Annotated in this window: 14 protein-coding genes; 3 read left to right on the top strand and 11 right to left on the bottom strand. The window is 71.0% G+C overall.

Going from position 1 to position 16105, the window contains the following annotated elements:
* The first annotated feature begins 114 nt into the window (after window positions 1-114).
* The gene (locus CHAN_RS01390; protein WP_290291046.1) at window positions 115-954 is read left to right on the top strand and encodes a hypothetical protein; all 840 of its coding nucleotides are present in this window, start codon (window positions 115-117) and stop codon (window positions 952-954) included.
* Here CHAN_RS01390 and CHAN_RS01385 read toward each other — a convergent pair.
* Genes CHAN_RS01385 through CHAN_RS01370 form a run of 4 tightly spaced genes read right to left on the bottom strand, consistent with a single transcriptional unit; the run spans window position 951 to window position 5747 of the window.
* A complete protein-coding gene (locus CHAN_RS01385) occupies window positions 951-2426 on the bottom strand; it encodes an ABC transporter ATP-binding protein (protein WP_290291044.1) in 1476 nt (491 codons plus the stop codon). The genes CHAN_RS01390 and CHAN_RS01385 overlap by 4 nt on opposite strands.
* Window positions 2423-3235 (bottom strand): ABC transporter permease subunit, encoded by an 813-nt coding sequence (locus CHAN_RS01380; protein ID WP_290291042.1) that lies wholly within the window; start codon window positions 3233-3235, stop codon window positions 2423-2425. Before CHAN_RS01380 ends, CHAN_RS01385 begins: the two co-directional genes overlap by 4 nt.
* Entirely contained in the window at window positions 3232-4221 is a 990-nt protein-coding gene (locus CHAN_RS01375; protein WP_290291040.1) for an ABC transporter permease, read from the bottom strand. Before CHAN_RS01375 ends, CHAN_RS01380 begins: the two co-directional genes overlap by 4 nt.
* Entirely contained in the window at window positions 4206-5747 is a 1542-nt protein-coding gene (locus CHAN_RS01370) for an ABC transporter substrate-binding protein (protein ID WP_290291038.1), read from the bottom strand. Before CHAN_RS01370 ends, CHAN_RS01375 begins: the two co-directional genes overlap by 16 nt.
* Before the next feature lie 302 nt (window positions 5748-6049).
* Between CHAN_RS01370 and CHAN_RS01365 the strand changes: the two genes are divergently transcribed.
* On the top strand, window positions 6050-7441 hold the full coding sequence (locus CHAN_RS01365; protein ID WP_290291036.1) for an MATE family efflux transporter: 1392 nt from the start codon (window positions 6050-6052) through the stop codon (window positions 7439-7441).
* Window positions 7442-7475: 34 nt separating this feature from the next.
* Here the strand turns inward: CHAN_RS01365 and CHAN_RS01360 are convergent, their stop codons facing one another.
* Complete coding sequence (locus CHAN_RS01360) at window positions 7476-8225, bottom strand: beta/alpha barrel domain-containing protein (RefSeq protein ID WP_290291034.1); 750 nt, start codon at window positions 8223-8225, stop codon at window positions 7476-7478.
* A 37-nt stretch (window positions 8226-8262) separates the two neighbouring features.
* Here CHAN_RS01360 and purU point away from each other — a divergent pair, with 37 nt between their 5' ends.
* Window positions 8263-9168 carry a formyltetrahydrofolate deformylase gene (gene purU, locus CHAN_RS01355; RefSeq protein ID WP_048739968.1) on the top strand — a complete coding sequence of 302 codons (906 nt, stop codon included), beginning with the start codon at window positions 8263-8265 and terminating at the stop codon, window positions 9166-9168.
* A 388-nt stretch (window positions 9169-9556) separates the two neighbouring features.
* Here the strand turns inward: purU and CHAN_RS01350 are convergent, their stop codons facing one another.
* The 6 genes from CHAN_RS01350 to CHAN_RS01325 all read right to left on the bottom strand — a co-directional run bounded on the left by CHAN_RS01350 (window position 9557) and on the right by CHAN_RS01325 (window position 16091).
* Complete coding sequence (locus CHAN_RS01350) at window positions 9557-9874, bottom strand: DUF2516 family protein (RefSeq protein WP_241485456.1); 318 nt, start codon at window positions 9872-9874, stop codon at window positions 9557-9559.
* Window positions 9871-11187 carry a hypothetical protein gene (locus tag CHAN_RS01345; RefSeq protein ID WP_290291031.1) on the bottom strand — a complete coding sequence of 439 codons (1317 nt, stop codon included), beginning with the start codon at window positions 11185-11187 and terminating at the stop codon, window positions 9871-9873. The genes CHAN_RS01350 and CHAN_RS01345 overlap by 4 nt, the downstream gene beginning before the upstream one ends.
* A 112-nt stretch (window positions 11188-11299) precedes the next feature.
* Window positions 11300-12763, bottom strand: a complete 1464-nt coding sequence (locus CHAN_RS01340) for a DUF445 domain-containing protein (protein ID WP_290291029.1) — start codon at window positions 12761-12763, stop codon at window positions 11300-11302.
* A gap of 123 nt (window positions 12764-12886) precedes the next feature.
* Window positions 12887-13279, bottom strand: a complete 393-nt coding sequence (locus CHAN_RS01335) for a hypothetical protein (RefSeq protein WP_290291027.1) — start codon at window positions 13277-13279, stop codon at window positions 12887-12889.
* 41 nt (window positions 13280-13320) lie between these two features.
* Window positions 13321-14070: a succinate dehydrogenase/fumarate reductase iron-sulfur subunit gene (locus CHAN_RS01330; RefSeq protein WP_048743452.1), complete on the bottom strand. Its 750-nt coding sequence runs from the start codon at window positions 14068-14070 to the stop codon at window positions 13321-13323.
* Complete coding sequence (locus CHAN_RS01325; RefSeq protein ID WP_048743451.1) at window positions 14070-16091, bottom strand: fumarate reductase/succinate dehydrogenase flavoprotein subunit; 2022 nt, start codon at window positions 16089-16091, stop codon at window positions 14070-14072. The genes CHAN_RS01330 and CHAN_RS01325 overlap by 1 nt, the downstream gene beginning before the upstream one ends.
* Window positions 16092-16105 lie beyond the last annotated feature (14 nt).

The following is a 16105-nucleotide window of genomic DNA, read 5'->3' as shown; positions in this document are numbered from 1 at the left end:
GGCTCCGCGTCGCTTTGCGACGGCCCCTGCCCGCGTGCCCGCCCGGCGCGCGGGTTTTTCCATGTCCGGGGCACCCGTTGGCCCCGGCGGCGAGTTTCCGCCATGCTGTGACTCGTGAACGCCAAGAGGAACGCCAGAACGAATCAGTCCAAGAAACGCGGCAACCCGGTGGGGACGATCGTGGGCGTCGTGCTCGTGATCGCCCTGGTGTTGGTGGCCGGTGAAATCGCCGTGCGCATGTTCCTGGGCAAGGAGATCTCCGACGGTTTCCGCGAGCATGAGCGGGCCCGCGGCGTGGAGGTGACGGAGGACGTGGAGACGTCCTTCGGCTCGAACCCGGTGCTGATGGCCCTGCTGACCAAGAAGCTCGGCGGCATGGACCTGAAGACCCCGTCGACGCTGAAGATCGACGATCCGCGCGGCGACAAGGGCACCCCGTCCATCAAGGGGTCGCCGGCGGCGACCGTGACGCTGACCGACGTCGACGTGTCGAACACGAGCGATCCGGTGGCGGCGAAGGTGGACGTCGTGTCCGATCTGCCGCCGGACCTGATGATCGCCGAGGCGAACATTCGCGTCTCCGACGCCGCCGGCGGTTCGGGGAACATCCTCGAGGACATCGTGTCCTCGGCCGTCCGCCTGACCAACCTGACCCCGCACCCGGACCGCGGCGTGCTCACCGCCGAGTTCTCCGGGGGCATCGCCACCGTCGACATCCGCCCCGTCGTCCGCGACGGCGGCGTCACCGCGGAGGTCGAGGGCGGCTCCGTCCTGGGCGTCGACGTCTCCGGGATGATCTCCCGCTTCGCGGAGGCCGCCGTGGCGGGCCCCGCGCAGCAGATCGGCCACGGCTTCACGGTGAAGGACGTCGCCGTCACCGAGCGCGGCGTGACCGTGACCCTCGAGGGCCGCGACATCGCGCTGTCCGGCATCTCGGCGATCGAGTACCGCTAAACGCCGCGTTCGCGGGGCTTCCACTCGGCCCCCGCGTCCACGACCCGATCGCACCAGCGGGCCAGGAAGCCGTGGTCGTGGCTGATGACCAGCACCGCGATCCCGCGGTCGCGGGCCAGGTCCCGGAGCAGACGGCCGATTCGCTCCGAATTCGCCGCGTCGAGCGCCGACGTGGCCTCGTCGCAGACGAGCACCCGCGGCCCGGCGGCGAGTGCGCGCGCGATGGCGACGCGCTGCCGCTGGCCTCCCGATAGCCGCGGAGGGGTAGCGGCGAGGACCGCATCATCGAGGCCCACGGCGCGGAGGAGATCGACGATCCGCTCCCGCCCGGCGCGCTTTCCGCTTCTCAGCTCGAGCGGGCGCCCGAGGATCCACTCCACGCTGCGCCGGGGATCGAGCGTGCCCCGGGTGTCCTGGGGCACCAGCTGAACCAGGTGGCGGTCCTTCCGCGGCCTGCGCCGGCTCGAGGGCAGCTCCCTGCCATCCACCCGAATCGTCCCGTCGCAGCGGTCCCATCCCGCGAGCGCGCGGGCGACGGTCGTCTTTCCGCAGCCGGAGTCCCCGCAAATCCCGAGGACTTCGCCGGCCGCGGCGGTCACGCCGACGGCATCCGCGATGATCCGCCCATCCGGAGCCGCGACCGTCCGGAGCATCGCGTCGAGGACCTGCGCCCCACCACCGGGATGATCCGGAGAACCCTCCGGCGAGTCGGCCGTGTGCCGGTCCCGCGGTTCCGTCGTCAAGCCCGATCGCCCGGAACCGCCGGATGCGGGCGCCAACGGGCGGGCGATGCACGCGACGTCGTCGAGTCGCGCGCGCACCTGCGGGTCGGAGTCGATCAGATGGCCGGTGACCACGATGGCATGGCCGTGCTCGTCCGCGATGCGGCGCAGCATGTCCACGATCCGCACGCGGGCGCGCGGGTCGAGCCCGGCGAGCGGTTCATCGGCCAGGATCAGTCCGGCATCCTTGGACAGCGCGCGGGCCAGGGCGACGCGGCGCTGCTGGCCCCCGGACAACTGCCCGATGCGGCGGCGCAGAAGACGGTGATCCAGTCCGACCAGATCCGCCAGTTCGCGCGCCGAATGCCGCCCCGCGGACACTTCCCGGAGTATCCGATTCACCGAATGCGTCGGGTTGAGGGCGGTCGCGGGATCCTGATCCACGTACGCGACCGCGGTCCCGCGGAAGTCGCGCAATTCCCGCTCGGCGAGCGCCAGGGGGTCCCTGCCATCGACGGCGATGGACCCCGCGGCCGAGGCCCCGTCCGGCAGCTCGCCCAGGATCGCGCGCAACAACGTCGACTTCCCGGACCCCGAAGCGCCGGTGACCGCGACGACGGAGCCCGCGCCCACGTCGAGGTTCACCGGCGGCAGCAGCGTCCGGCCGCCCGCCGTGACGGAGAAGTCCGCGACCGTGAGCCGGCGGGTCAGCCGCGCGGTCTTCGGCAGCGAGGCATTGACGGAGGTCATCCGCCCACCTCCGCCCGTCCGGACCCGGGTTGCCCGCGGGTGGCCGCCAGCACCGCGATGGAGGCGGCGGCGATGGCCAGAGCCGGGGCGAGGGCCGCCCACGGATTCAGCAGCAGGCCCGCGCCGTTGTCGCGCACCGACTGCGCCCAATTCGTTTCCGCCAGCCCCGTGGGAATGTGCAGGAAAGCCGCGGTGGACACCAGATACGTGGCCTCGACCAGGCGCAGCCCGAAGACCGCGATGATCGTCTGCCGCAGCATCGGCAGCACCTCCGCGAAGATCAGGCGGGGCAGGGATTCGCCGATCCCCTCGGCCGCTTCGACGTGCCCGTTCATCACGGCGACCGCCGCCGCGGATTGGAACACCTTGGCCGCGTACGGGGTGCCGAGCACCACCCCGGCGATTCCGATGGCGGTGAACCCGGCGTCGGGGAGGGCCGCGCCGAGCACCAGCATCGCGAGCACCGCGGGAATCAGCACCGCCCCATCGGTGAGCCACCGCAGGCCGGCGTCGGCGGCCGGCCGGAGCGCGGCCAACGCGCCGAGCACCGCGCCCAGCGCGGTGACGGCCGCGGCGAGGACGAGCGCCACCGCCAGCAGCCCCGCTCCCCCGACGAGCAGCCGGTCGAGGACGTCGCGCCCGAGTTTGTCGGTGCCGAGCAGGTGCTCCGCCGACGGGCCGAGGAAGGGGACGGCCGTCGCGGCACCGGCGTCGAAACCGTCCGAGAACCTTCCGCGGAGGAATCCGCCGATGACGAAAAGCGCGACGGCCAGCGCCGGCACGCACCTTCGAATGACCCCGGCGCTCATGCGGCGCGCCCCGTGACGGCGACCCGCACCGCATCGGAGGCGGTGAGGACGCAGGCGATGAGGATGCCGACGACGGCGACGATCGCGGCGGCGGTGACGGAATCCTTCGCCGCCACCGCCGAGGACAGGAGGTTGCCGATGCCGGGGTGGTTGAACGCGGTCTCCACGACGACGGCGCCGCCGACGAGCATCCCGGTGGAGGTGGCCGCCGACGCGGCGATCGTCGGCAGCGCCATCGGCAAAACGTGATGGAGCAACACCCGCCGGGGCGGCACGCCGTCGAGAATGGCCTGCGTGACATGCGGATCGCCCACGTGATCGGCGACGGCGGCGTGCACCACCCGGCCATTCCAGCCGATTTGGGGAATGACCAGCGCAAGGGCCGGCAACACCCTCATGTCGGGCGCGGCGATCGAACCATCGGCGGTCACGATCGTCGCGGCGGGCAAGGCGTCGAGAAGCAAGGCGAAGAGGACCACCAGCATGGTCGCGATGACGAACTCGGGCACGGCGATCGCGGTGGTCGTGAGCGCGTCCGCCGATCGCCGCGCACGGCGCCCCGCCGACGTCGCCCACCATGCGCCCAGCGCCACCGAGCACGGCACCGCGACGAGCACGGCCGCGCCGACGAGGATCATCGTCTCCGGCAGCGCGGCGGCGACGAGTTCGCCGACCCGCCGGCCCCGGATGGAGGTGCCCATGTCGCCGGACAACAGTCCGCCGAGCCACCGCAGGAACCTGATCGGCCACGCCCGGTCGAGCCCGAGCTCCAGGTTCTTCGCGTGGACGGCGTCATCCGTCGCGTTCGCCCCGAGTACCCCCTTGGCCGCCGATCCGGGCAGCATGTCGACGGCGGCGAACACCAGCGCCAGCACTCCCGCCAGCAGGGCCAGGCGGCCCAGGAAGCGCCGCCCGAGCCGCCGCGCCGGGGATTCCCGCGTGGCCGCGCGTCCGGATCGGGTCCGCCGCACTACGACGCGAGCCACGCTTTCTCCAGCTGCATGCGGCCGAATCCGGGGGCGGTCGGCAGCCCGCGGACGGTTTTCGCGGCGACGTCGATGCCGTCGACGATCCCCCACACCACGTAGCCGCTGCCGTCGTATTCGGCCCGCTGCATCTTCTTCGACGCCGCGCGTTGGGCGGATTCGTCCCGGGCGGCGAGCAGCTCGGAGTACGCGGCCTCGAACGCCGGGTCGTCCCATCCGGTCTCGTTGTTCTTCGCGTCCTTCTTCAGCACCTTGTCCGCGAAGAAGGCCACGGAGTCGTTGGTGCCCCAGGTCATGATGTACAAGTCGGCCTTGCACCAGGTGGAGTCGTAGAAGGTCGTCGAATCCTGCACCTTCACCTCGATCTTGACGCCGGCTTCCGCGGCCTGGCGGGCGAAGAGCTTCGCGGAGTCGACCTGCCCGGTCGCCTCGTCGATGGTGAAGAAGTCGTACGTCCGGGCGGTGTCGAAGTTCGCTTCGGCCAGCAGCCGCTTGGCGCGCTCCAGGTCGCGTTCCCGCTGGGGCAGCGACGCATCGTGGAATTGGTCGCCGGTGCCGAGGATGTCGTTGCCGACCGCGCCGTACCCGGAGAGAATCGACTCCACCATCCGGGGCCGGTCCACGATCAGCCGCATGGCCTCGCGGACCCTCGGGTCGGCGAAGGGCCCCGAGGCCGTGCGCATGATGATCGGCATCACGGAGTCGTTGGGGCGGCGGATCACGGTGAGCCGGTCGTTCGCCTCCGCGGTGCGGCCGGCGACGGCGCCGACGGCCGAGGCGAGGTCGATGTCGCCGCCCTGGATCGCGTTGCCCATTGCTTCGGCGGAGGCGAACGGGATCACCTCGATGGCGTCGAGGTGCGGGGCGCCGCCGTGCCACGCTTCGTTGCGCACCAGCCTGGCGCGGCCGTCGGAGTACGAGTCCATCTTGAACGGCCCGGAGCCGCTCCAGTCCCCGGGCTCGGCGCCCTTCTTCATGACGAAGGTGACCAGCCGCACCAGCAGCGGGATCTGGCTGTTCGGCTGCGGAGACGTCAGCGAGAAGCGGGTGTCGTCGACGACCCGCACCTGGTCGGCGGGCACGGGCACCTTGAACGCGATCGTCTTGTCCTTCGCGATCCGCCGCAGGGACCACACGACGTCTTCCGCGGTGACGGGCGTGCCGTCGTGGAACGTCGCGCCATCGGCGATGGTGAACGTCCAGGTCCGGCCGTCCGGGGATTGCTCCCAGCTGCGGGCCAACCGCGGGGCGACGTTCTCGTCCCGGTTCGGCACGGTGAGCGCGTCGTAGACCAGCGACATGATCAGGAAGTCGCTGTCGTTGGACAGGTTCTGGTGCGGGTCCTGCTGGGTGGCGTCCGGCTTCCCCAGCACCCCGACGCGGAGCGTGCCGCCCTCCCGGGGCGCGTCGCCGGCGCCTTCCGGGGTGTCCTCCGTCCCGCTGTTTCGCCCGCAGGCGGACAGCGCCGCCAGTGCCGCGACCCCGGCAGTTCCGATCAGAAAACGCCGCCGGTCAATTGCGGGCATGTCCCCACCTTCCTGTCGGGCCCGGGGTGCCGGGCCGACGAAGCTTTGCGACGGCCACCGCACCGGACGGTTCGCCCGGCACCCTGGAGCAGCCTCGCGTCGATGTGCGTGAAAGAATCACAGCATAACCTAGCGTGGTTTGCCTCACCTATGGTGAGATTCCTCGGAGTGATGCTCCGGCGATTCGGCCCGCCGGCGCAGCGCCCCGGTTTCGCACGGCGGACCCCGGTCCCCGCAGCCGATCGCCCCCTCCGCCTACTCCGCACCCACCGGCCCCGCCCCCAACCCCGCACAGGAATCCGATGAGCTCAGCCCCCGCCGCGACCCCGCCCGGTTCCCTCCGCCGGCAATTGGTGGCCCTGGCGGCCCCCATCGCGGGCACCCAACTGGCGCAGATCGCCCTGTCCACGACGGACACCGCGATGATGGGCTTGCTCGGGGTCGAGGCGCTCGCCGGCGGCGGTCTCGCGGTCGTGATCTTCAATCAGGTCCGCACCATGGGCGTCGGTCTCGTCGTACCGCTCGGCAACCAGGTCGCGGCCGCCGATTCGTCATCCGCGGGCCGCGACCGGGTGCGCGCGCACGTCCGCGCGGGTTTCCTCGTGGCCACGGTCGCCGCGCTCGTCGGGGCGCTGGCCATCGTCGGCATCGGCGCCCTGCTGCCGTTTCTCGGCCAGCCCGGCGGGGTGGTCGACGCCGCGCGGCCGATGCTGTGGGCGCTCGCCCCGGGCCTTCTGCCCTGCCTGTGGTTCCAGGTGATCCGCCAGTTCACGGTCGGCATGCGGCGGCCGCGCGGCATGCTGGGGATCACGGTCGCCTCCATCGCGGTGAACGCCGCGCTGAACCTGGCGCTGATCCACGGTTGGGGGCCTTTCCCGGTGATGGGCCTGGCGGGCATCGGCGCGTCGACGTCGGTTGTGCATGCGGCGGTCCTGGTGGCGTTTTGGGCGGTGGTGCGCCGCGACGACGTCCTGGCCCCGTGCTTCTCCCCCGCCTTCTGGTGGGCCGCCGCTGCGGACGTCCGCTCCCTCGCGCGGCTCGGCGTCCCGGTGTCGGCCACCTACGCGTCCGAGGCCGGCATGTTCTCCGTGCTGGCCTTCGTCATGGGGTCGATCTCGGCGACCGCGCTGGCCGCGCACAACGTGGTCTACCAGGTCACCTTCATCGTCTTCCAGCTCGCCATCGGCTTTTCCCACGCCTCCTCGATCCTCGTGAGCCGCCAGACGGGCTCCGGTGATGCCGCCGGGGCGCTGGCGGTCATGCGGCTCGCGCTCGGGCACATGCTCGCGGCGGTGGTCATCTCGGGCGTCTTCTACGCGGCGGCCCCGGAGCTGGTCCTGGCGCCGTTCCTCGGCCGCGACGGCGATCCCGCCACGGTTTCCCTGGCCGCTTCCCTGCTGCTCATCGGAGTCGTCATGCAATTCGCGGACTCGGCCCAGAACATCGGCCTCGGTTTGCTGCGCGGGCTCGGCGACACGGTCTCCGGGTTCCGGCTTTCGGTGGTCGGCTACTGGATCGTCGGGCTGCCGGCCGCGCTGGCGCTCGCGTTCGGGGCGCATCTCGGCGCCGCCGGCGTGTGGTGGGGCCTGACGCTGGGCTTGGCGACGACCGCCGTCCTCATGCTCCGCCATTTCCGCCGCAGCCTCCGCGACGTCAGTCCCCGCGATGTCGGGGGCTCTCCCGCGGACGCCTGAACCCGGCCCTGCCCCGACGATTGGGCACGCGGGCCTACTGCGGCTCGTATTCCGCCTGCACCACGTGGGCCCCGGCGGCCAGCAGCTCACCGGCCCGATCGCTTGACGACGCCGACGCCTCCCCCGCTTCCCCGTCGACCGTTTTCACATCGACCGCTTCCCCGTGCACTACGGCGATGATGCCCAGTCCCGGCGCCGCGGCGCGGATGCGGAGGATCTGCTCGGCCCCGGCCGCGGCGGCCGCGCCCCCTCCACCCGGCCGCGCCCAACCCGTGGATGTGGCCACCGCGTCGGCGCCGCCGGCCGCGATCGCCCCGATGATCGCGTCGAAGGTGTCGTCGTCGAGCACCCCCGACGCATGGAGACCGGCCTCCACGACGATGGTCAGCTGCGTCGGCGCCGCCACCGCCCCGCGCAGCGCCACGACCTCGGACAGCACCGCGTTGGCGTCGCCGGCCGCCACCGCCGCCCGATCCACGACCACCGCCACATCATGGGCGCCGTGTTCCGCGGCCAACCGCGCTTCGGCGGCCTTCACCAGAACGTGGGACCGGCCCGTCGGAAAGCCGCAGACCGCCCCGAGCCGGAGCCGTCCCGCCCCGCCCTCGCCGAGCTGATCGAGCATCGCGGGCAACAACCGCACGCCCGCGCACCCCGCACCGGCCGCGGCGGCGACGGCCGACCGGACGACGGCGGCGGGCAGTTCGGGATCGAGGACGGCGACATCGGTTTTCGCGGCATGCCGCGCGGGGATCCGCGGCGTGGGCGGCAACTGCTGGCTCATGGCCCCCAGCGTAGGCGCGGGGACTAAAATCCAGGGAATGACCCGTTCACCGTTGGCCCAACCGAAGCAGGCCCCCCAGGAGCGCCAGTACATCCTCACGCTCGGCTGCCCCGATTCGACCGGCATCGTCTCCCACCTGTCGTCGTTCCTCACCGGGATCGGCGCCTGGATCACCGAGGCCCACTTCTTCTCCGACCCCGAGAGCAAGTGGTTCTTCACCCGCCAGGCCGTCCGCGCCGACGAACTCGACATGACCCTCGAGGAGGTCCGCGAGGCCTTCCGTCCCATCGTCGAGCAGCTCGGCCCCGAGGCCCGCTGGAAGATCTCCGACAACGGCGTGCCCAAGCGGGCGGTCATCCTGGTGACCAAGGAAGGCCACTGCCTGCAGGACCTCCTGGGCCGCGTGGACCAGAACGACTACCCCATGGACGTCGCCGCGGTCATCGGCAACCACGACAACCTCGAGCCGCTGGCCCGCGCCCACGGCGTGCCGTTCCACCACGTGCCGTTCCCCAAGGACGCCATCGGCAAGCGCCGCGCCTTCGACGAGGTCGCCGAACTGGTCAACGCCGAAAACCCCGACGCCATCGTCCTGGCCCGGTTCATGCAGATCCTGCCGCCGGACCTGTGCGAGATGTGGGAGGGCCGCGCCATCAACATCCACCACAGCTTCCTGCCCTCGTTCATGGGCGCCCGGCCGTACCACCAGGCGCACAAGCGCGGCGTGAAGCTCATCGGCGCGACCTGCCACTACGCGACGTCGGACCTCGACGACGGCCCGATCATCGAGCAGGACGTCATCCGCGTGTCCCACAAGGACACCCCGCGCGACATGCAGCGCGAGGGCCGCGACGCCGAGAAGCAGGTGCTGGCCCGCGGCCTGCGTTGGCACCTCGAGGACCGCGTGCAGGTCTACGGCAACCGAACGGTCGTCTTCGACTAGTTGCGGCGGCTAACCCACCCAGAATGGTGACCGGCCGCGCCGGCGGGGCTGCCGTCGCTGCCACGCCGCACCTTCACGGGCTCAACGACGGCACCTCCGCGGCTAACCCACCCCGAATGGTGCCCGGCCACCTGGCCTTCGCCGCTAACCCACCCCGAATGCGCAGACCCACCCGTTACAGCGGGTGGGTCTGCGCATTCGGGGTGGGTTAACCAGCGGGTGGGTTGACGAGCGGGACGACGGGACGCTGCACGGGGTGGGTTAACCAGCGGGTGGGTCGCACGGCCACGCCGGGTACGTCAATGCCCTGGTGGGCGGCGTCAGCTGCCTACCGGGGCACGACAGTCGGTGAGCGGGGACGCTCCGCGCGGTGCGTAACCGGGCGGCGCTACCAACCGCCCTGGGCGTTGTCCAGGATGCCGCGGATCTGCGGGCGCACGTCGAGCCAGTAGATCCCCGTGATCACGAGCGACGCGATGATCGGGATGCCGAGCATCATCCACCCGATCATCGGGAACGCCAGGAACGCCGCGGAACCCGCGAGCATCCCCGCCCACACGCCCTTGCTCTTGCGGTCGGCCGCGTCGAACGCGTCGGCCCGCGTGGTCAGAACCATCACCAGCCCGACCACTGCGGCAACGGCCAGCAGCATCGGCAGGGCGATGCGGAAGATGACCTCGATCATCCTGTAGATCTCGAAAATCATCGGTCCGCTGCATCCCCCTTCGTCTCGTCGGCGCCACCGGTGCTGCCGGCGTCGTCGGCCTTGTCGGCATCGGTCTCGCCGGCAGCGGCCTTCTCGCCGCCCATCGCGTCGGCGACGGCTTCGTCGCCGGCGGACACGGTCTCCGCCGCGTCGGCGGCCTCATCGGCGGCGGGAACGTCCGCCGCCATCCCGGCCGCGTTCTCGGCGCCGCCGAGATCCACGACCTCGCCATCCACGACGTCAGGCTCCGCGTCCACCACATCGCCCTCCGCGGCCTTCTCGCCGGACCCCGCCGAAGCGCTCTCGGCGCGGAGGGCGCCCAGCAGCTGCTCGGTGACGTCGGCGGCCTGGTGCAGGATCGACTCCACGCGGTTGGACAGCTCATCCTGGTCGAAACGGCTCAGGAATTCCTGGCCCGCATCCTGCAGGGGCTTCATGGTCTCGCGGGCGACGTCCTCGAGGGAACCCGTCACGCGCTCGGCGGCGGCACCGGCGAAGGGCAGCTTGCCGAAGATCGCCGACACCGGGTCGGTGGCGCGGCCCGGCTTGTTCTCGTCGCCCTCGGCGCCCGCGCGCCCGCCCGGGAAGCCCACGGCCCCGAAGGACGCACGGCGCTCCCTGGCCACGTTCACGCCCTCGTCCACGGCCTGCTCGCCGCGGGCGGCGAGCTCCCGGTAGATCTTCGAGGCGGCCTCGAGGTAACCGTCCGCCACCGCGCGCAGCTGCTCCGGCTTGAGCTGCTCCGCGCGGGCCGCGACGTCGTCGGGCAGCGAATGGGCCGTGGCAAACGCACGGTCGCCGCCGGCCTGCGCCTTCGTCAGGGCATCATTGAACGCCGTCTGGGCGGCGTCGAGAGCCTTGAGGAACGCCTCCCGGGACTGCTCCCCGGCGTTGTCCCCGAGATCGCGGACCTTCCGGCGCGCATCGGCCACGCGGCCGGCGACGTCATCGGCGATGCCCGAGGGCTCGCGATCCCCGGCCGCACCGGCGGCCGCGGCGTCGTCGCCAAGCGAATCGCCCGCCGCATCGCGGGCCTCCTCCTCGGCGCGGACCCGGGCCCCGATGTCGCCCAGGATCTCGACCGTGCGCACGCCGGCGCCGATCCACGCGTAAAACGGGGTCTTGATCAGATCCAGGACCTGCGCGCGCATCTCGTCGCGGGCCTCGCGCTCGTCGCGGGCGCCCGCATCGGCGCCGCCGACGGCATCGGTGCCGCGGTCATCCCGCGCACCCCCGCCGGTGCCCTTGGGGTCCTCGGGACGGTCGGTGCCGTCGTTGCCGTCGATGGGATCGGTGCGGTCGTGATCGGACATGTCTGCTCCTCGCTGATTGGCCGTGTGCCCCAGTCTACGTACCCCAACGCTCCACGTCAGCGCATTGTTCCCGGCACTGGTCCCGAATGCGGCGGAGCGTGCCCGGTGGGGCTCAGCCGCCGAAGATCAGCGTGGAAAACGTGTAGATGGCCAGCCCCGCCAGCGACCCGACGAGCGTGCCGTTGACGCGGATGAACTGGAGGTCGCGGCCGACCATCAGCTCGATTTTCCGCGAGGCCTCGTCGGCGTCCCACCGCTCGACGGTCTCCGAGATGATCGACGTGATCTCGCCGGCGTAGTTCTCCGCCAGGAAAGCGGCGCCCTTCTCGATGCGGCGATCGATCGACGCCCGCAGCTCGGCATCATCGTTGAGCCTGTGCCCGTAGCGCTCCGCGGCCTCCGCGATCTTGCGGCGCAACAGCGACTCCGGATCGCGGGCGGAGTCGATCAGCGACTGAGACGTCGACTTCCAGATCGCACCCGGCGCGGCCACCACGGCCCGCGAACCCAGCAGATCCGCCTTGAGTTCCTCCACGCGGGCCACAGTGGTGGGGTCCTCGCGCAGGTCGCGCGCCAGCTTCTCCAGCCCCCGCCGCAGCGCCTGGCGCGCCTCGTGGTCGGGGTCGGACTGCACGTGCCACGTCCACTCCACGACCTCGCGGTGGACGCGGTCGCCGATCATGTCGTTGACGAACCGCGGCGCCCACGACGGCGCCCGCTCCCCCACCATCGAATCGATGAGCCCGTGGCTGGTCTGCGCCTTCCGGTGCAGCCATTCCGACAGCTGCTGGATGATCGGCTCGGTGCGGCCTTCCTCGATGAGCTGCCCCAGGATGCGGCCGGCGGGCGGCCCCCATTCGGGCTCCGCCAGCTTGTCGACGACCGCGGATTTGATCACGGCTTCCGCATCCGCCGGATCGACGGCCTCCAGCGCATTGCCGATGAACTTGCCCACGTGCTCGGACACCTTGTCCCCCGACCCGGGCTCGACGAGCCAGCCGCCCACGCGATCGGTGATCCGCAGCGAGCGGACCTTCTCCAGCACCAGTGCGGGATTGAGGAAGTTGTCGCCGATGAAACTCGCCAGCGACTGGCCGACCTGGTCCTTCTTCCGCCGCACGATGGCGGTGTGCGGGATGGGGATGCCCATCGGGTGCCGGAACAGCGCCGTCACCGCGAACCAGTCGGCCAGCGCGCCGACCATGCCCGCCTCGCTCGCCGCGCGGACGTAACCGATCCACGTCGCCGGCATTTCGCCGTCCGCCGCGGCGTCGGCCTCCAGCCACCGGCAGCCGAGGTAGATCAGCGTCGCGATGACCAGGAGGCCCGTGGCGAAGGCCTTGGAGTTGCGCAGCTCGCGCCTCTTGCGCGCCTCCGTCTCCGGGGATGGCCCGGGCACGGCCAGCGGCCCACCACCGGGGGCGGTCGCGGGGGTGCCGCCGGTTCCCGCGCCTGCGGGGCGGCGCGCGTCGCGGGCATCGGCGCGGTGCCGGCCGGAGGCGGGCGGCGCCGCCTGCGCGACGGCGCCGTCGCCGCGGCGAGCGTCATGGGCGTTGTCGTTCACGTGGGCTGGCATGCCCTCGATTATGGCCCCTGCACCGCGCGCATGGGAAAGGGCACGGCCCCGCCTCCGCATGACGCGGCGGCGGGGACGTGCCCCGGAGGTGCCGGACCGGGTCCGGCTGAGTTCGGCGGCCTTTTAGTGACGGGTGCCGAACTCGCGACGGTACGCGAGGTACTGCTTGCGACCGACGAGAATGAGGATGAAACCGGCCACGTCCATCACGATTGCGGTGATCAGGCCGCCCCACATGAACAGCGAGGGGTTGAACGGGCCGCCGCCCGACGGGTGGTAGCCCGGATCGCCCAGGGCCACGTGCCCGGCCTCGTGGGCGGTGGTGCTGTCCATGCCCATCACGGCCAGGCCGAAGATGAAGCAACCCCACGCCGCGAGGGACGCCAGCCACAGGCCGGCGCCGATCCACGTGGCGGAACGGTGCAGGGACGAGTACTCGGCGTTCATGCTCTGCGGCACGTAGCCATCGACGAAGTGCTCTTCGCCGCGGTATCGCTTGGCGGTGGACGTAGCCATTTCTTAATCCTTCCTGAGACCCCGGTTAGTGGGTTCCCAGCTTAGTCTTCCTTGGAGCGGAATGCCGCACGGGCCCGCTCCTTGTTGATCGCGGCAACCGCGGTCAGGGGGATTCCGGCCGGGCAGACGTCGGCGCACTCGCCGTAGAGCGAGCAGGGGCCGAAGTTGGTCTCCATCTCGTCGACCATCTTCGTGGCGCGGCGGCCGCGCTCCTGCTTGCCCATCGGCAGCAGCGACAGGTGCACCAGCTTCGCGCCGGTGAACAGGTGCGCGGCACCGTTCGGGCAGGCCGCGACGCAGGCGCCGCAACCGATGCACGCGGCATGGTCGAGGGCGAGCTCGGCGGTCTGGTGGTTGACGTGCAGGGTGTCGGCGTCCGGGGCGGTGCCGGCGGCCACGGAGACGTAGCCGCCCTTCTCCATCACGCGGTCCAGCGCGGAACGGTCGACGACCATGTCGCGGATGACCGGGTACGCGGCGGAGCGCATCGGCTCGATCTTCAGCGTGTCGCCGTCCTTGTACTGGAACAGGCGCTGCTGGCAGGTCGGGGTGTTCTTGCCCGGGCCGTGCGGACGGCCGTTGACGTTCAGGCCGCAGGTGCCGCAAATGCCCTCGCGGCAATCGGACGCGAACGCGAACGGCTCCTTGCCGGACTCGACGTACTTGGAGTTGACGTGGTCGAGAAGCTCCAGGATGGACATCTCGGCGACGGCGTCATCGACGTCGACGCTCTCGAAGTGCCCCTCGGTCTGAGGACCGGCCTGGCGCCAGATTTCAAGGTGCAGTTTCATTACTTGTAGTTCCTTGTCATGAGCGGGACGGCCTCGAACGTGAGCGGCTCGGCGTGGCGGATCAGGGTGTTGCCCTTCAGATCCCACGCGGGGCCGTTGTCGCCGCGCTCCCACGCGGAGACGAAGCACCAGTTCTCGTCGTCTCGACGGGCCTCGCCCTCGTCGTCGATGTGGTCTTCGCGGTAGTGCGCGCCACAGGACTCGTCACGGTCCAGGGCGTCCACGCACATGAGCTCGCCGAGGTCGAGGTAGTCGGCCACGCGGTTGGCGTACTCGAGCTGCTGGTTCATCTCATCCGGGTTGCCCGGGATGAACAGGTCGGACCAGAACTGCTTGCGCAGCTCGCGGATCTTCTCCAGGCCCTCGGCCAGGTCCTCCTTGTTGCGGGCGACGCCGCACACGCGGTACAGCTCCTCGCCCAGCTGGCGGTGGAAGTACTCGGCGCCGTGGGTGCCGCCGATGCTCATCAGCTTGTCCAGGCGGGTCCGGGCACGGTCCACGGCCTCGGCGACCTCCGGGGCGTCCTCGGAGAGGCGGTCCTCGCCGAGCAGCGGGCCGAGGTAGTTCGGCACGGAGAACGGCAGGGTGAACCAGCCGTCGACGGAAGCCGACAGCAGCGAGTTCGCGCCCAGGCGGTTGGCGCCGTGGTACGTCCAGGAGCACTCGCCGCCGGTGAACAGGCCCGGGATCGAGGTCATCTGGTTGAAGTCGGACCACAGGCCACCCATGGTGAAGTGGCAGGTCGGCGCAATGCGCATCGGGACCTCGTACGGGTCCTCGCCGATGGCCTCCTCGTACATCTGGATGAGGTTCGAGTAGCGCTCCTTGATGGTGTCCTTGCCCAGGCGCTCGATGGAGTCGCGCAGGTCCAGGTACACCGAGTTGTTCAGCGGGCCGACGCCGTAGCCGGCGTTGATCTGCTGGGCGTTCGCGCGGGACGCGACGTCACGCGGAACCAGGTTGCCGAAGGCCGGGTAACGGCGCTCGAGGAAGTAGTCGCGCTCGTCCTCGGGGATCTCGTTGGCCGGGCGGTCGTCGCCCTGCTTGGCCGGCGTCCAGATGCGGGCGTCGTTTCGCAGCGACTCCGACATCAGGATGGTCTTCGACTGCCAGTGCGCGTTGACCGGCAGGCCGGTCGGGTGGAACTGGATGAACGACGGGGACGCGAAGTAGGCGCCCTGGTCGTACGCGCGCATGATGGCCGACGCGTTGGAGTTAATCGCCAGCGTGGACATGTGGTACACGTTGCCGTAACCGCCGGTGGCCAGCACGACCGCGTGCGCGGTGTGGGCCGTCAGCTCGCCCGTGATCAGGTTGCGCATGACCGCGCCCTGGCAACGGCCGTCGGCGACGATGATGTCGACGAGCTCGTTGTGGGTGAACATCTCGACGTTGCCCAGGCCGACCTGGCGCTGCAGGGCCGACGCGGTCGACAGCTGCAGCTGCTGGCCCGTCTGGCCGCGGGTGTAGTACGTGCGGGAGACCTGCACGCCGCCGAAGGAGCGGGTGGCCAGGGCGCCGCCGTACTCGCGCGCGAACGGCGCGCCGATGGCGTTCATGTGGTCGATGACGCGGGTGGACTCGATGCCCAGGCGCCAGCAGTCGTTCTCGCGGCAACGGAAGTCGCCGCCCTTGACGGTGTCCTTGACCAGGCGGTAGGCGCCGTCGTTGTCCACCTTCTTGCCGCGGGCGGAGTTGACGCCGCCCTGCGCGGCGATGGAGTGGGCGCGACGCGGGGCGTCGTGGTAGGTGAAGGCCTTCACGTCGTAGCCGAGCTCGCCCAGGGCGGCCGCGGCGGCGCCGCCGGACAGGCCGGTGCCCACGACGAGGATGCGGAACTTGCGGCGGTTCAGCGGGGAGACCAGGTTGTAGTGGTCCTTCTGGTACTCCCAGTGATCGCGCATCGGGGCCTTGTCGCCCGGCGAGTTGTCGCCGAGGACGCTGCCGATGACAACGCCGTCGACGACGGACTCGGGCGCCTTGAATTCGGTGGCGCCAGTCTGCATTTCAGTGTTCGTCATTATCGATTACCCCT

It is taken from the genome of Corynebacterium hansenii (genome assembly GCF_030408795.1).
Taxonomy (GTDB): domain Bacteria; phylum Actinomycetota; class Actinomycetes; order Mycobacteriales; family Mycobacteriaceae; genus Corynebacterium; species Corynebacterium hansenii.
This window is presented reverse-complemented; position numbering and strand designations above follow the sequence as displayed.

Bases quoted from the DNA above. Each gene is read 5' to 3' on its own strand.
- CHAN_RS01385 (WP_290291044.1), bottom strand. From the start codon at position 2,426: ATGACCTCCGTCAATGCCTCGCTGCCGAAGACCGCGCGGCTGACCCGC.
- CHAN_RS01380 (WP_290291042.1), bottom strand. From the start codon at position 3,235: ATGAGCGCCGGGGTCATTCGAAGGTGCGTGCCGGCGCTGGCCGTCGCG.
- CHAN_RS01370 (WP_290291038.1), bottom strand. From the start codon at position 5,747: ATGCCCGCAATTGACCGGCGGCGTTTTCTGATCGGAACTGCCGGGGTC.
- CHAN_RS01365 (WP_290291036.1), top strand. From the start codon at position 6,050: ATGAGCTCAGCCCCCGCCGCGACCCCGCCCGGTTCCCTCCGCCGGCAA.
- CHAN_RS01360 (WP_290291034.1), bottom strand. From the start codon at position 8,225: ATGAGCCAGCAGTTGCCGCCCACGCCGCGGATCCCCGCGCGGCATGCC.
- purU (WP_048739968.1), top strand. From the start codon at position 8,263: ATGACCCGTTCACCGTTGGCCCAACCGAAGCAGGCCCCCCAGGAGCGC.
- CHAN_RS01350 (WP_241485456.1), bottom strand. From the start codon at position 9,874: ATGATTTTCGAGATCTACAGGATGATCGAGGTCATCTTCCGCATCGCC.
- CHAN_RS01345 (WP_290291031.1), bottom strand. From the start codon at position 11,187: ATGTCCGATCACGACCGCACCGATCCCATCGACGGCAACGACGGCACC.
- CHAN_RS01340 (WP_290291029.1), bottom strand. From the start codon at position 12,763: ATGCCAGCCCACGTGAACGACAACGCCCATGACGCTCGCCGCGGCGAC.
- CHAN_RS01335 (WP_290291027.1), bottom strand. From the start codon at position 13,279: ATGGCTACGTCCACCGCCAAGCGATACCGCGGCGAAGAGCACTTCGTC.
- CHAN_RS01330 (WP_048743452.1), bottom strand. From the start codon at position 14,070: ATGAAACTGCACCTTGAAATCTGGCGCCAGGCCGGTCCTCAGACCGAG.
- CHAN_RS01325 (WP_048743451.1), bottom strand. From the start codon at position 16,091: ATGACGAACACTGAAATGCAGACTGGCGCCACCGAATTCAAGGCGCCC.